This is a genomic window from Gordonibacter sp. 28C (assembly GCF_003339845.1).
In the GTDB taxonomy this organism is placed as follows: domain Bacteria; phylum Actinomycetota; class Coriobacteriia; order Coriobacteriales; family Eggerthellaceae; genus Gordonibacter.
The window spans coordinates 107,041-122,433 of sequence record NZ_PPTR01000007.1 but is presented as its reverse complement, the minus strand read 5'-3'; the positions used below and the strand labels follow the sequence as shown (position 1 = coordinate 122,433).

Annotated in this window: 12 protein-coding genes; 11 read left to right on the top strand and 1 reads right to left on the bottom strand. The window is 68.7% G+C overall.

What is annotated here, in order from left to right:
- Window positions 1–7 precede the first annotated feature (7 nt).
- From C1878_RS10260 to smc, 6 genes are all read left to right on the top strand, one after another.
- Complete coding sequence (locus C1878_RS10260) at window positions 8–1,858, top strand: ABC transporter ATP-binding protein (RefSeq protein ID WP_241963699.1); 1,851 nt, start codon at window positions 8–10, stop codon at window positions 1,856–1,858.
- 543 nt (window positions 1,859–2,401) lie between these two features.
- On the top strand, window positions 2,402–3,730 hold the full coding sequence (locus C1878_RS10255) for a serpin family protein (RefSeq protein WP_114601525.1): 1,329 nt from the start codon (window positions 2,402–2,404) through the stop codon (window positions 3,728–3,730).
- Window positions 3,731–3,916: 186 nt separating this feature from the next.
- On the top strand, window positions 3,917–4,096 hold the full coding sequence (rpmF, locus tag C1878_RS10250) for a 50S ribosomal protein L32 (RefSeq protein WP_114601524.1): 180 nt from the start codon (window positions 3,917–3,919) through the stop codon (window positions 4,094–4,096).
- Between the two features lie 113 nt (window positions 4,097–4,209).
- Complete coding sequence (gene plsX, locus C1878_RS10245) at window positions 4,210–5,223, top strand: phosphate acyltransferase PlsX (RefSeq protein ID WP_114601523.1); 1,014 nt, start codon at window positions 4,210–4,212, stop codon at window positions 5,221–5,223.
- A 136-nt stretch (window positions 5,224–5,359) separates the two neighbouring features.
- Window positions 5,360–6,205: a ribonuclease III gene (gene rnc, locus C1878_RS10240; protein WP_114601522.1), complete on the top strand. Its 846-nt coding sequence runs from the start codon at window positions 5,360–5,362 to the stop codon at window positions 6,203–6,205.
- Window positions 6,206–6,208: 3 nt separating this feature from the next.
- Window positions 6,209–9,772 carry a chromosome segregation protein SMC gene (smc, locus tag C1878_RS10235; protein WP_114601521.1) on the top strand — a complete coding sequence of 1,188 codons (3,564 nt, stop codon included), beginning with the start codon at window positions 6,209–6,211 and terminating at the stop codon, window positions 9,770–9,772.
- Window positions 9,773–10,187: 415 nt separating this feature from the next.
- Here smc and C1878_RS10230 read toward each other — a convergent pair whose 3' ends face one another.
- Complete coding sequence (locus C1878_RS10230; RefSeq protein ID WP_114601520.1) at window positions 10,188–10,541, bottom strand: hypothetical protein; 354 nt, start codon at window positions 10,539–10,541, stop codon at window positions 10,188–10,190.
- A gap of 113 nt (window positions 10,542–10,654) precedes the next feature.
- Between C1878_RS10230 and C1878_RS10225 the strand changes: the two genes are divergently transcribed.
- From C1878_RS10225 to ffh, 5 genes are all read left to right on the top strand, one after another.
- Window positions 10,655–10,996: a PadR family transcriptional regulator gene (locus C1878_RS10225; protein WP_114601519.1), complete on the top strand. Its 342-nt coding sequence runs from the start codon at window positions 10,655–10,657 to the stop codon at window positions 10,994–10,996.
- A complete protein-coding gene (locus C1878_RS10220) occupies window positions 10,989–11,540 on the top strand; it encodes a DUF2812 domain-containing protein (RefSeq protein ID WP_114601518.1) in 552 nt (183 codons plus the stop codon). The genes C1878_RS10225 and C1878_RS10220 overlap by 8 nt, the downstream gene beginning before the upstream one ends.
- A 53-nt stretch (window positions 11,541–11,593) precedes the next feature.
- A complete protein-coding gene (gene ftsY, locus C1878_RS10215) occupies window positions 11,594–12,514 on the top strand; it encodes a signal recognition particle-docking protein FtsY (RefSeq protein WP_114601517.1) in 921 nt (306 codons plus the stop codon).
- 92 nt (window positions 12,515–12,606) lie between these two features.
- Window positions 12,607–13,596, top strand: a complete 990-nt coding sequence (locus C1878_RS10210; protein WP_114601516.1) for an MBL fold metallo-hydrolase — start codon at window positions 12,607–12,609, stop codon at window positions 13,594–13,596.
- 275 nt (window positions 13,597–13,871) lie between these two features.
- Window positions 13,872–15,284 (top strand): signal recognition particle protein, encoded by a 1,413-nt coding sequence (gene ffh / locus C1878_RS10205; protein WP_114601515.1) that lies wholly within the window; start codon window positions 13,872–13,874, stop codon window positions 15,282–15,284.
- The last annotated feature ends 109 nt before the right edge of the window (window positions 15,285–15,393 follow it).

The following is a 15,393-nucleotide window of genomic DNA, read 5'->3' as shown; positions in this document are numbered from 1 at the left end:
GGTGGGCATGGAAACGAAACGAACCTCATCAACCCAAACCCGGGCCGCATCGGCCCCCTCGGCGGACGAGCCCCAAGTCTCGGCGCGCGACGTGTTCGCGCGTTTCGTCACCTATTACAAGCCCTACAAGTTCCTGTTCTTCTTCGACCTCGTGTGCGCCTCGGTGCTCGCGGCGGTCGACCTGGCCTTCCCGCAGTTCCTGAGCTTCTTCACCAAGGAGTTCTTCCTGGAGGCGCCCGAGGTCATCCTGTCGACGCTCGGGTGGATAACGCTCGGGTTCGCGGCGCTGTACGCCCTGCGCACGGCCTGCCAGTACTTCATCACGGCGTGGGGGCACATCATGGGCGCGCGCATGGAGGCCGACATGCGCATGGACCTGTTCAAGCAGTACCAGCGCCTGAGCTTCTCCTATTACGACCGCAACAACACCGGCGAGATGATGAGCAAGCTCTTAACCGACCTGTTCGACATCTCGGAGCTGGCGCACCACGGGCCGGAGAACCTGTTCATCTGCATCCTCAAGATCGTGGGCTCCTTCGTGCTGCTGTTCATGATCAACGTGCCGCTCACGGCCATCATGCTGGCGGCCACGGCGGTCATGGCGGCCTACGCGTTCTGGCGCAACTACAAGAAGCGCGTCATCTTCACGGAGAACCGCAAGAAGATGGCCGACATCAACGCGCGCCTGCAGGATTCGCTCGGCGGCATCCGCGTGGTGAAGTCGTTCGGCAACGAGGGCGTGGAGATAGGGAAGTTCGGCCGCACGAACGAGCGCTTCGTGGACACGAAGGAGAGCTCGTATCGGTTCATGGGCGCGTTCCATGCGGTGAACTCGGTGTTCACGGGGGTGCTGTACACGGTCACCATCGTGGGCGGCGGCTACTTCGTGGCCACGGGCGGCCTGGCCGTCACCGAGCTGGCCATCTACGCCCTGTACATCGGCATCTTCCTGTCGCCCATCGAGCAGCTCATCAACTTCACCGAGCAGTTCCAGAAGGGCTACGCCGGCTTCCGCCGCTTCATGGAGGTGCTGGCCGTGCGCCCCGACGTGCGCAACCGGCCCGGCGCCCTGCCGCTGGCCGCGGCCGAGGTCGAGCGCGGGCAGGCGGGCGGCCGCGTGCGCGGGGAGGTGCGCTACCGCGACGTGCGCTTCAGCTACGACGGGGAGCACGAGGTGCTGCGCGGGCTGGACCTGGCCATCCCGGCGGGAGCGACCGTGGCGCTCGTGGGGCCGTCGGGCGGCGGCAAGACCACCACCTGCTCGCTGCTGCCGCGCTTCTACGACCCGAGCGCCGGCGCGGTGGAGGTCGACGGCATCGACGTGCGCGACGTGACGGTGGAAACGCTGCGCGAGGCCATCGGCATCGTGCAGCAGGACGTGTACCTGTTCGGCGGCACCGTGCGCGAGAACATCGCCTACGGCAAGCCCGACGCCACGGACGCCGAGATCGTGGAGGCGGCGCGCGCCGCGAACATCCACGAGTTCGCCCTGAGCCTGCCGGACGGCTACGACACGTTCGTGGGCGAGCGCGGCGCGCGGCTGTCGGGCGGGCAGAAGCAGCGCATCGCCATCGCGCGCGTGTTCTTGCGCAACCCGCGCATCCTTATTCTGGACGAGGCCACGAGCGCGCTGGACAACGAGAGCGAGCGGGCCATCCAGGCGTCGCTGGAGCGGCTCTCCGAAGGCCGCACCACGCTCGTCATCGCGCACCGCCTGTCCACCATCCGCAGCGCCGACCTCATCGCGGTGGTGGAGGACGGGGCCGTGGTTGAGCAGGGCACCCACGACGAGCTGCTGGAGCTGGGCGGCACGTACGCGCGCTACTACGAGATGCAGTTCGGCCCGGCCGAGGGGTGACGGGTCGCCCGCTGCGCCTGCGGCATCGGTTCGGTTTAGCGATTCCGCCGTCCGAGGCGCGCTTGCGGCCTTCTTCCGAACACGTCCTGCGCCTCTAGGCTCGGCTTGCCTTGCACCAACCTGCGGGACGCAAGCCCGGGGACGGGTCAAACGCACTGTTTCTGCCGCAATGTTGCGTTCTGGCGGCTCCTTTCGGGTTTGGTAGCGCTCGATGCGGCGGTGTGCGCGTGTTTCTCCAGGTCGTGCACAGGTGGAAATAACGGGTGCGAGACTGGATGCAACATTGCGGTGAAAACCGTGCGTTTCGAGCAGCCGTGGAGGAAGACTCGACGTGTTCGAAAATCAGCAAGGGGGCGTCCCCGCTCAAGCGACGCTTCGGAAGGCCGCGATTCCATTCTCGGTGCCGCTCGCCCGTGCGGCCGCACGGGCGGCGCGCCGTTATCGCGCTGACCGTCGAACGCGTGGGAATCCGGGTTCGATCTGTGCGATACTGGTGCGCGACGCCAAACACGCGCGCCGCGCGCTATCGAACGGAGGGACGCCATGGGGCATCCGCTACGCAAAGTCTGCATCCTCGTCGCTTTGGGAACGCTCGCCTGCGTGCTCGGGCTCGCGGGGTGCTCCGTGCCGGGGGACGAGCTCGACGGCGCGACCCGCGTGACGCAGACGGGCTATCCCGCGAAGCCCGACCCGGACGACTTCGAGGCGCAGGAGAAGCTGCGCGAGGACAACCCGGTGAACGACGCCTTCCTCGACGGGCTCGCCGGGTTCTCCTACCGCAGCGCCGCGGCGGTGCTGGCTGGCGACGGCGGCTCGGCGGGCCGCGGCGAGGCCAACGAGAACTACTCGCCCATCAGCTTGTACTACGCGCTCGCCATGACGCGCCTCGGCGCGGCGGGCGACACGGCCGACGAGATCGGCGCCGTGCTCGGCGGGGACGACGCGACGACGACGGCCGAGCAGTGCGGGCATCTCCAAAACCTGCTCATGGCGGGCAACAACGCGGACGTCAGGCTTGCGAACTCGGTGTGGCTGCGCGAGGGCACGGAGTACCGGCAGGGCTTCATCGACGCGGTCGCCGGGAACTTCAGCGCCTCGCTCTACACGGCGCGGTTCGGTTCGGCCGGCGCGAACGAGGCCATGGGCAACTGGATCGCCGAAGCCACCGAAGGCACCATCGCGCCGCAGGTCGAAACCCAGGAGGACATGCTGCTCTCCATCTTGAGCGCCCTCTACTTCAAAAGCGAATGGGCCTCGCCCTTCGAAACCGGCGCCACCGAGACGGGCGCGTTCCACGCCGCGGACGGCGACGTGGACGCCTCCTTCATGGAGCAGCGCCTCGACAAGCCGAGGGAGTACCGCTCCACGGACGCCTACACGCGCGCGAGCCTCGGGTTCGCCGACGGCAGCGAGATGACGTTCGTGCTGCCGGCCGAGGGCGTGGACGCGCGCGCCCTGCTCGCCGACGCGGAGGCGCTCGAGGAGGCGTTCACTGCCGAGGACACGGACGAAGCCTATATCACCTACCGTGTGCCCAAGTTCTCGTTCGACCGCTCGTACGGCCTGATCGAGGCGTTGCAGCGCATGGGCATGTCCGCGGCGTTCGACGATCGCGCCGACTTCTCGAGCCTCTCCGACGCGGACGCCTACGTGTCGAGCGTGCTGCAGGAGAGCCACATCGGCCTGGACGAGTACGGCGTGGAGGCGGCCGCGTACACGAAGGTGGACATCATGGAGATGTCGGCGCTGCCCGATCCCTCGGTCGTGGGGGAGTTCGAGTTCGTCCTCGACCGGCCGTTTTTGTACGAGATACGCTCTCCGCAAGGGGCGGTGCTGTTCGTGGGGCTGTGCGGGAACCCTTCCGCGTCGTAGCGCGGGCGTTCGATGCGGGGTGGGCGCCGCGGTGCGAAGCGTGCGCGGCGTTCTGCGAAAAGCGTCCGAAAAGCGCAGATAGGGGCTTGCGAAGGACGTCGATCTTTGGTACTATACCGTTTCGCATGTTTACTAAGCGAGGACGGGCGACATGGATTCGCTCGGCTTACAGAAGGAGCATAGATCATGGCAGTACCTAAGCGCAAGATGGGCCGCATCCGCACCCATAACCGTCGCAGCAGCAACGACAAAATCGCCGCGCCCGCCCGTTCCGTGTGCCCGCAGTGCGGCGAGGTCAAGCTTCCGCATCGCGTGTGCCCGAACTGCGGTTTCTACAAGAACCGCGAAGTCATCGAGACGGACTAGCTTTTCCACCTGCGCTGGGTGCACCTGTCGCAGCAAACGAGCCTCCCGACACGTCAGCGCGATCGCTGACGTGTCGGGAGGCTTTTTCCGGTTTACGGGGAAGGATGAAGAACATGGCCGATAAAGTCACCATTGCGGTAGACGCCATGGGGGGCGACGACGCTCCGGGCGTCGTGCTGGACGGCGTGGCCCAGGCGCTCGCGGCCGACGGCGGCCTGAACGTCGTGCTGTGCGGGCCGGCCGACGTGGTGGAGCCGTTCGCGGCGGCTCACGAGCGCTGCGAGGCGCGCGCGACCACCGAGGTCATCGGCATGGGCGAGCACCCGGCCGAGGCCGTGCGCAAGAAGAAGGACTCGTCCATCGTCGTGGGCTGCCGCCTGGTGAAGGAAGGGGAGGCCCAGGGCTTCTTCTCGGCCGGATCCACCGGCGCGTGCCTGGCGGCCGGCACGTTGGTCATGGGCCGCATCAAGGGCGTGGCGCGTCCGGCGCTGGCCACGGTCATCCCGTCGCCCGTGCGCCCCGTGGTGATGTGCGACGTGGGCGCCAACGCCGACTGCAAGCCCGCCTACCTGGTGCAGTTCGCCCAAATGGCCACGATCTACGCCGAGAAGATCGTGGGGATCGAGCATCCGCGCGCGGCGCTGCTGAACATCGGCGAGGAGGAGGCGAAGGGCTCCCAGTTCGCCCAGGAGGCCCATGCACTTCTGCGCGAGCAGCTGCCGAACTTCGCGGGCAACGCCGAGGGAGGCGACATCCTGGCCGCCACGTTCGACGTCATCGTCACGGACGGCTTCACGGGCAACGTGTGCCTGAAGACCATCGAGGGCACGTCCAAGACGCTGTTCAAAACGCTCAAGGGCATCATGATGAAGACGCCGCTCACGAAGCTGGGGGCGCTGGCCATCAAGGGCGGCCTGAAGGAGCTCATGGCGCAGGTGAGCCCCGACACGTACGGCGGCGCGCCCCTTTTGGGCGTGAAGGGCGCGTGCATCGTGGGGCACGGCTCGTCGAGCGCTTACGCCGTGAAGAACGGCGTGCTCACCACCGCCGGGGTCGTGCGCGCGGGCGTTTCTGAAATAATCGCGCAGACCGTGGCTGCGGGCGCGTCCTCGGCTACAATGGAGTAAGCGGCCTTGTTGGCCCCGGCGCGGGCGCGTCGGGGCTTTCCGCGCGTCCGGCTCCCGCTTCGAGGGGCGGAGGGCGCCGTCGCCGCATCGGACACGCAAACGCAAAAAGAAACAACCTATCGAGGGCCGAACCTTCATGAATTTGACCGAAGAGCAGCAGCGCAAGATGGAAAGAGCGCAGGAGATACTCGATTACCGGTTCACCGGCGAGCACCTCCTGCTCTCTGCCATCACCCACCCCTCGGCTACCGAGGGCAAGTCCGTCAAGTACTCCTACGAACGGCTCGAGTTCCTGGGCGACAGCATCCTGGGCGCCATCGTGGCCACCATCGCGTTCGACCGCTTCCACGACTTGGACGAGGGCGGCCTCACGCGCATCAAGGTGGCGCTCGTGTCGGGCGCGAGCCTGTCGGAGGTGGCGGAGCGGCTCGGGTTCGCCGACATCATCGTGTTCGGCTCGTCGGAGACGGGCACGGGCAAGCGCGGGCTCCACTCCGCGCTCGAGAACGTGTACGAGGCCGTGGTGGCCGCGCTGTTCCTGGACGGCGGCATCGAGGCCGCGCAGGAGTTCGTGGAGCGCACGCTCATCCCGCGCATGTCCATGGACATGGCGCGCGAGCCCGAGAACCCCAAGAGCGCGCTTCAGGAGAAGCTGCAGGAGGACGGCATCACCCCCACGTACAAGCTCGTGGAGACCCAGGGCCCCCCGCACGACCGCACGTTCGTGGCGCAGGTGTTCGCCGGCACGCAGGGGCTGGCCCGCGGCACGGGCCGCACGAAGAAGGAGGCCGAGAGCCAGGCTGCCAAGAGCACGCTCGCGCGCCTCGGCGAGTTCTTCGGGCTGGGCGTGGACGAGGAGACGCGCGCCGAGAAGGCGGAGGCGGCGAAGCTCGCCAAGGCCGAGAAGGCGGCCGCCAGGGCCGAGGAGAAGGCGCGCAAGAAGAACGAGCGCGCCCAGGCCAAACAGCGCAAGCAGGGGTAGGCCGTGTACCTGAAATCGCTCGTCCTCAAGGGCTTCAAATCGTTCGCCGACCGCAGCGCGCTCGCGCTCGAACCGGGCATCACGGCCGTGGTGGGCCCGAACGGGTCGGGGAAATCCAACATATCCGACGCCGTGCTGTGGGTGCTGGGAGAGCGCAACGCGAAGAACCTGCGCGGCCAGGCCATGGAGGACGTCATCTTCGCGGGGTCGTCGGCGCGCAAGCCGGTCGGCATCGCGGAGGTCGACCTGGTGCTGGACAACTCGGACGGCACGCTGCCGGTGGATTTCTCCGAGGTGGCCATCACGCGCCGCATGTACCGCTCCGGCGAGAGCGAGTACCTGATCAACGGAGTGGTGGCGCGCCGCATGGACGTGCTGGACATCCTGCACGACACGGGGCTGGGCACGGGCACGCACTCCATCATCAGCCAGGGCAGCCTGGACTCCATCCTGCAGTCGAAGCCGGAGGACCGCCGCGCGCTCATCGAGGAGGCGGCGGGCGTCCTGAAGCACAAGCAGCGCAAGGCGAAGAGCGAGCGCAAGCTGGAGCACATGGACCAGCACCTCACGCGCGTGAAGGACGTGGCGGCCGAGGTGGAGCGGCAGCTGGGGCCGCTCGAGCGCAAGGCGAAGCGCTCGCGGGCCTACCAGGGCCTGTCCGCCGAGCTGTCCGAGCTCACGCTGGCGCTGGCCGTGGACGACCTGCGGGCGCTGCAGCGCGCGTGGGATGAGGCGGTGGCGCGCGAGCAGGCGATAGACGAGGAACTGGCGCAGAAGAAGGCGGCCATCGCCGAAGCCGAGGCGCGCGCCGAGGAACTGCAGGAGAGGATACGCCGCGACAGCGCCGACGCGGGCGAGCTGGCCCGGAGCCACCGACGCGCGTCGTCGGCCGTGGAGCGCTTCGACGGGGCCACGCTGCTTCTGCACGAGAAGCGCCGCGCCGCGCAAGGCCGCGAGGCCGAGCTGCGCGTGGAGCTGGAGGCGGGCAAGGCGAGACGCGCGGCGGCCGAGGCCGAGCGCGCGCAGGCGGCAGCCCAGGTTGGCGAGGTGCGCGCCGACCGCGAGCGGGCCGACGCCGACGTGGCGCGGCTCGCCGCCCAGCACGCCGAGTTCACCGAGCGCCACCGCGAGCTCGACCGCGAGGCCGCCTCGCTCACCGAGGCCCGGCGCGTCGCCGAGCGCGCGCAGGAGCAGGCGCGCCGCGAGCTGGCCGCCACGCAGGAGTCGCTGGCGAGCGGGCTCGCCCACGTGAAGCTCATCGAAGGCCACGGCAAGGAGCTCGAGCTGCAGCTCGAGCGCTCCCAGGCCGAGGCCGTGGCGCTGTCCGAAGCCGCCTCGAGCGGCGAGACGGCGCTGGCCGCGCTCGTGGAGCGCGAGGCCGCCGCGCGAGGGGCCGTGAGCGAGGCCTTCACGGCCCGCGAGGCCGCGCGCGCCGCGCTCGACGAGGCTCGCGACGAGGCGTCGCTTCTGGCCTCCGAGATCAAGGGGCTCGAGGAGGTGGAGCGCGCGAGCGCCGCCGCCGGCCCCGCGCGCGCGTGGCTGCTCGACCACGCCGACGACCTGTCCGGCGCGCTCGCGCCGCTCTCTCACGTGCTGCGGGCGGACGCGGGCTCCGAGGCGCTCGTGGAGCGCCTGCTGGGCGGCGACGTGGCGGCGCTGCTGGTGGACGAGCCTGCCAAGGCCTCGGCCGTGGCGGCTGCGCTCGCGTCCTGCGACGAGCAGGGCGAGGTCGTGCTCGTCGCCCGCGAAGGCGGGCGCGCCGCCGCTGAGCCCTGTGCCCGCGCCGCCGCCGCGCAGGGGGGCGGACGCGCGTTGCTGGACGGCCTGTCCTACCCGCCCGAGGCGGCCCACGCCGTGGAGGCGCTGCTGGGCGACGTGGTGGTGTGCGACGGCCTGGACGCCGCGCTCGCGGCGCACGCCCGCGACGCGCTCGGTGCGCGCTTCGTCACGGAAGACGGCTGCGTGGTGTGGCCGAACGGCAAGGTGACGCTCGGCGCCGCCGCGGCGGACGACGCCGAGGGCGTGCTCGCGCGCGCCCGCCGCCTCGACGACCTGCGCGCGCGCCTGGGCGCCTCCGAAGCGGCCCGCGATCGCGCGCAAGAGGCGTCCGCCGCCGCCGAGGAGGCCCTGCGGCGGGCCCAGGGTGAGAGCCTGCGTTTGTCGCAGGAGCTGGCCGAGCTGCGCGGCAAGACGGACGCGGCCCGCGCCGACGCCCGTCGCGCGGAGGAGAAGCTGGCCGCCGTGCGCCGCGAGTTCGAGGACATCGAGCGCCAGCGCGCCGAGGCCGAGCGCACCGTGGCCGAGGCGCGCCCGTCGGTGGAGGCCCTGGAGCAGCGCCTGGCCGGCCTCGCCCAAGAGCTGGAGGAAAGCGCCGCGCGCCTGGCGGAGGCGCAGGACTCCGTCGTTCCGCTGCGCAAACAGGCCGCGCAGGTGCGCGACGCCCTGGCCGAAGCCAAGCTCAAGGCCGCCACGCTCGCCGAGCGCGAGACGTACACGGCCCGCGTGGTGGACGCCCGCCAGCGGGAGATCGAGCAGGCCGACGCCGCCGACGCCGAGGCCCGCGAGGGGCTGGCGCGCAAGGTGGTGGCGCAGGAGCGCATCGAGCCCTTGCTCGCGCTCATGGAGGAGCTCTCCGACAGCGCCCGGCGCCGCACGCGCGCGCTCGAGGACGCCGCGAACGCCGCGCAGGACGCCGCCGGCGGCATGCACCACGCCGCCAACGAGGCCCGCGCCGCGGCCCGCGCGGCCCACGACGCGTTCGACGAGGCCAACGCCCGCATGGGCCAGGCGCGCGTCGACAAGGGGCGCTTGGAGGTGCAGGTGGAGGCCGCCGTGAACGCCATCGTCCACGACTGCAAGACGCCGCTCGACCACGCGCTCGCCCTGCCCGAGCTGGAGGACCGTGGGGCGTGCGAGGACCAGGCGTTCAAGCTGCGCCGCCGCATAGCCAACATGGGCACCATCAACCCCGACGCCGCCGACGAGTACGAGCGCCTGAAGACCCGCTACGACTACCTGGCCGCGCAGCTCGCCGACCTCGACGGAGCCCGGCGCGCCCTCGGCAAGATCGTGCGCGTCATCGACGCCCGCATGAAGGACGACTTCATCCGCACGTTCGACGCCGTCAACAAGAACTTCAGCGAGATATTCGCCGTGCTGTTCCCCGGCGGCTCCGCAGAGCTCTCGCTCGTGGACCCCGAGGACCTGGAGAACACGGGCGTGGAGGTGACGGCCCAGCCGCGCGGCAAGCGCATCACGAAGATGATGCTCATGTCCGGCGGCGAGAAGTCGCTCACGGCGCTCGCGCTCCTGTTCGCGGTGTACCGCATCCGCGCCACGCCGTTCTACATCCTGGACGAGGTGGAGGCTGCGCTCGACGATTCGAACCTGCGTCGCCTCACGGCCTACCTGGGAACGCTGCGCGACCGCACGCAGCTCATCATGATCACCCACCAGCGGCGCACCATGGAGATGGCCGACGTGCTGTTCGGCGTGTCCATGCAGGCCGATGGCGTGACGAAAGTGGTCAGCCAGAAGCTCGAGCATGCTTTGATGCATGCGGAATAGGTTGTTCGACCTGCGGGAGGGGCTCGGCGGAGGGCGCGTCGTGCTCGGGCAGTCCTGAGCTCGCTCGAACAGCCCGCTGGGCTGTTCGGCTCGTGCGGAATCTGCGCGCGACGCGCCCTCCGCCGGGCCCATCTGGTTGAGGACTGGTTCCACCTGCGGGGCGCATGATCGAGCTTCTGGCGCCTTGGCGGGAACCGTCTTCCTGTGGGAGCTTTGTTGAGAAGGGGCGTCCCGAATGTCCTAAATGGGGACTGTCCCCATTTAGGACATTTTGTTGTCCCGAGTGGGAAAGGGCGCCGCCCCTTCATCAATGCGAATTGAAAGGCGTTCTTTTTGTCGAGCATCCTTCGCTCCTGCTTCGCGCTCGCTTCGCGTGCTGGGACGACGGCCGGAGAAGGGCAAGACCGCTTTCGCGCTACTTCACCAGCACGTGGACGATGGTTGCGACCGCCCACAGGAACAGCAGCACGCAGTTGGCCTTCGCCAGCACGTTGAGCGCCTTGTTCGGCAGCTTCTCGCCTTTGACCAGCACGTCCGCGTTTAGTAGCGAGAACATGAGTATCACGAGCGAATAGCTGGACATGTTGCCCTCGTTGCCCGTGAAAAGGGAGTGGAAGAAGCCGATCCACAGAAGGGGCAGGGCGACCAGCGTGATGATGCGGAACGTCCTGTTGCCGCGTCCCTTGCTCCAAGGGGAGCTGTTCCCCTGCGGGTCAATTCCGGTTACGTGCTCGCTTGCAGCCGTCGTTTCCAAACGCTCTTCAGCCATGATGGGACGCTCCATTTCCAAGATAGAGTATAGTGGGGATCGAAGATACGGTTCGCTTGCAAGCATCCTGATTGTAGCATACTATCCATCATTGATATACTAGAAGGAGCGAAATGGCGAAGAGGAGCCCGTACGAGACGGGGGAGCTTTCCGACAGCATCTTCCTGATCCTGCTGGCCACGCTCGAGCCGGTGTACGGGTATCGGATCATGCAGAGCATCGAGGAGTCCACGGACGGCGCGGTGAAGGTGGGGCCCGCCACCATGTACACGACGCTCAAGAAGCTCAAGGAGGCGGGCTGGATCGCCGAGACCGCCGAGGACGACAAACGCATCCTCTACGCGGCCACCGACGAGGGCCGCGCGGTGCTCGAGCGCGATTTCGCGCGGCGCAAGCGGCTGGTCGCCTTCGCGGAGGATCGGCTGAACGGGAGGGGCGAGGAGGACCATGGCTAAGTACCGGTTGTGCGGAGGGTTGGCCATCATGCCGGAGCATGACATGGCGATGCTCGCCGATATGAGCGCGCGGGGTTGGCACCTGAGCGGGTTCTCGTGCGGGATCCTGTACCGCTTCGAGGCGGGAGAGCCGCAAGCGTACGACTACGCGGTGGACTTCCAGCGCGACTTCTCGGCGGAGGCGCGCGAGCTCTACCGCATCGCCGGCTGGGAGTGCGTGGCGCAGGGCTCCGCTTGGCAGATCGTGCGCGCCGAGGCCGGCACCGTCCCGCTGTACACCGACGACGACGCCCAGGAGGCGACGATCGCCGCGAGCCGGGCGGGCTTGGGCTGGGCCGCGCTCGTCTGCGCGCTCGCGGCCGTGCTGCTCTTCGCCCTGCAAGCCCGGCTCACCGCCCAGGGCAACGAACTGGGGGCGTGGGCGAGCCTCGCGGCGTGCGTGGCGTTCGCCGCCGGGTTCGTGCTCTCGTTCTTTCCCTTCGTGGGCTATACGCGCACATTGCGCGCCATCCACGCCGAGCAGGAGGAGAATCCCCGGCGCTGACGAGCGGCCGCATTTGGGATACACTGTTCAGGCGAACAAGAAAGGAGCCCGCCATGGGATTTTTCGATAGGATCAGCGAGGGGCTCTCCCGCTCGCGAGACAAGTTCAAAGAGCAGATGAACGTCCTGCTCGACCGCGGCCCCGACCTCGACGAGGACTTCTGGGCCGGTCTCGAGGAGACGCTCATCTTAGCCGACGTGGGAGGCGCTGCGGCGAGCGACATCGTGGAGGGCCTGCGCGACCAGGCCACCCGCAAGGCGCTGCCCGACGCCTACGCCGTGCTCGACCTGCTGAACGACCAGATAGCCTCCACGTTCACACCGGGCGGGGAAAAGGTGTTCGGCGGGGGCGAGGCCATCGTGCTGTTCGTGGGCATCAACGGCACGGGCAAGACCACCACGGTGGGCAAGCTGGCCAAGGAGGCTGTCGACGCCGGGCGCAAGGTGCTGTTGGGCAGCGCCGACACGTTCCGTGCCGCCGCCATCGAGCAGCTGGAGGTGTGGGCGCGGCGGGCGGACGTGCCCATCTGCACGCGCGAGCGCGGCAGCGACCCGGCGAGCGTGTGCTACGACACCATCGAGCGCGCCGAACAGGAGGGCGCCGACCTCGTGCTCGTTGACACGGCCGGGCGCCTGCACACGTCGGCCGACCTCATGCGCGAGCTGGAGAAGGTGGTGAGCGTGGTGCGCAAGCGCGCGAACATGCCCGTGTACACGGTGCTCGTGACCGACGCCACCACCGGCCAGAACGGCTTGGCCCAGGCGCGCGAGTTCGACCGCGCGCTCGACCTGGACGGCGTCATCGTCACGAAGCTCGACGGCACGGCCAAGGGCGGCATCGCGCTGGCCGTGAGCCACGAGCTGGAGCTTCCCGTGCTCAAGATCGGCGTGGGCGAGGGCCTGGACGACCTCAAGGACTTCGATGCCCACGACTTCGCCCGCGCCCTCGTGGGCGACTTCGACGAGCGCGGATAGCGCGATCGTCCACCGGTTGTCATCCTGAGCGGAGGCGGCGAAGCCGCCGGAGTCGAAGGATCCCGCGCGGCGCCAGCAAGGAGAATGTCAATATGCGTAGTATCCAAGTGCACGCGGCTCCCGACGTGTTCGAGGTCAAAGTCCCGTTCGAGAACGTGAGCACGAGCGCTACGAACTGCTTCGTCGTGGTCGACGGCGGCGAGGCGCTCGTGGTGGACACGGGGGCGCCCACCGACGAGGGGGCGGCCGTGCTGGGAGCCGCCTTGGACGAGCTGGGCGTCGACCGGCGGCGCGCGACCTACTTCCTCACGCACCTGCACCTCGACCACGCCGGGCTCGTGGACGCCGTCGTGCCCGCGGGTGCGCGCGTCTGCGCGAGCGAGGTGGACTTCGCGGCCGTGCGGGCCACGCGTGCCGCCGCGTACTTCGAGGAGACGCGCCGCCTGTTCGCACGCGAGGGCCTGTCGTTCGCGGACGCGTCGGGCTTCGCCCGCTACGCCATCGAGCCGCAGCTGTTCGATCCCGAGCGGGTCGACCTGACCTTCGTGGGCGAGGGTGACGAGCTGCGCGTCGGCCGCTACGTTCTGCGCGTCGTTGAGACGCCCGGCCACACGCCCGGCCATCTGTCGTTGTTCGAGCCCGCCTCGGGCATCCTGTTCGGCGGCGACCACGTGCTGTTCGTCATCTCGCCCAGCATCGCGCTGTTTCCCGACGGGGCCGACGGCCTGCAGGCCTACCTCGACAGTTTGGACAAGGTGCGCGCTCTCGGCTGCAAGCGCCTGCTCGTGTCGCACGGCGAGCCGCGCGACGACTTCGCCGAGCGCGTGGACTGGCTGGCCGAGCACCATGCGGCGCGCCTGCGCGAAACCGCCGCCATCGTGGCCGCCGAACCGGGCCTCACCGGCGAGCAGGTCGTCCGCCGCATCCGTTGGAACGTGCCGCACGACACGTGGGAGGACATCTCGTTCGTGCAGCGCTGGTGCATCGTCACCGAGGGCATCGTCATCCTCGACCATCTGGCCGACCGCGCCCTCGTGCGCCGCGAGCTGGACGACAAGGGCGTGTGGCGGTACGCGCCGTAATATCGGCCATGCTGTCGACGGGTGCGGACGCTTTGGCCGGTAAGCTCCACACGGTTGCGGAAGCGCGGCTCGGCGACGATCTCGCTCCTGAAGTCGACCTTCTTCCGTAGAGCGCGACCTTTCTCCCGACGGGTGGCGAGCGACGGGCGAACCGCTCTCCGTGACGCGCCTTTTGGAGTATCGGGGCTTTAGGCGACGCTTCGCATCCCACGCTCCGCCGCTGTCGTATAATGCAAGACCAGCAAGCAACGAAGCCAGCAAGGAGCCGACCAACCATGCTCGAGAACCTCTCCGAACGCCTGCAGGGCATATTTTCCGGCCTGCGCGGCAAGGGCCGCCTGACCGAGGACGACATCAACGACGCCATGCGCGAGATCCGCATGGCGCTTCTGGAAGCCGACGTGAACTTCAAGGTGGTGAAGTCCTTCGTCGCGCGCACGAAGGAGCGCTGCCTGGACGCCGAGGTGCTCGACTCGCTCACGCCCGCCCAGAACGTGGTGAAGATCGTCATGGACGAGCTCACCGAGCTTCTGGGGCGCACGGACTCCAAGCTCGTGCTCACCAGCCGCATCCCCAACGTCATCATGCTCGTGGGCCTGCAGGGCTCCGGCAAGACGACGGCGGCCGCGAAGCTGGCCTACCGTCTGCAGCAGGAGAACCACTCGCCCCTGCTCGTGGCCTGCGACGTGTACCGCCCCGCCGCCGCCGACCAGTTGCAGACCCTGGGCGGCGAGATCGGCGTGCGGGTGTACCGGGGCGACGGCAAGGACCCGGTGAAGATCGCCACCGAGGGCATCCAGGACGCCGTCGACAACCTGCGCGACGTGGTCATCATCGACACGGCGGGCCGACTGCACGTGGACGACGAGATGATGGACGAGGCCGAGGCCATCAAGCGCGCCACGAAGCCCGACCAGATCCTCATGGTGGTGGACGCCATGACCGGCCAGGACGTGGTGAACGTGGCGGCCGCCTTCGCCGAACGCGTGGACTTCGACGGCGTGATCATGTCGAAGATGGACGGCGACGCCCGCGGCGGCGGCGCGCTTTCCATCAAGCAGGTCACGGGCAAGCCCATCAAGTTCATCAGCTCGGGCGAGAAGCCCGATTCGCTCGAGGAGTTCCACCCCGACCGCATGGCCAAGCGCATCCTGGGGATGGGCGACGTGGTCAGCCTCATCGAGAGTGCCGTGAAGGTGCAGCAGGAGGAGATCGAGCAGGAGCAGACCGAGCGCATGATGCGCGCGAACCTGAACCTGAACGACTTCGTCGACATGAACCGCCAGATCCGCAAGATGGGCGGCATCTCGAAGCTGGTGAGCGCCCTGCCCGGCGGCGACAAAGCCATGGCCAAAGGCGAGGTGGACGAGGGCGCGCTCGACCACATGGAGGTCATCATCAACTCCATGACGAAGGCGGAGCGCGAGAAGCCCGACCTGCTGAACGGCAGCCGCCGCGCCCGCATCGCGGCCGGCGCCGGCGTGACCGTGTCCGACGTGAACCAGCTCATCAAGAAGTTCAACGAGACGAAGAAGATGATGAAGAAGATGATGCCCGCCGCCGAGGAGATGGGCGGCAAGAAGGGCAAGAAGGGGAAGAAGGGCCGTCGACGCCGCAGCCTGCCCGGCATGCCGGGCGGCATGAGCATGGCCGACCTCAAGAAGCTCCAGGACATGATGGGGGAGTAGACGGGTTCCGCAGACCTACGGCCCGCGGAACTTCTCGACGCTGCGGCCGGCCGTGGCACGCCATCTTCGCGTGATCCCGGAGGCTCGCGTACCAAAGTACGCTACGCCT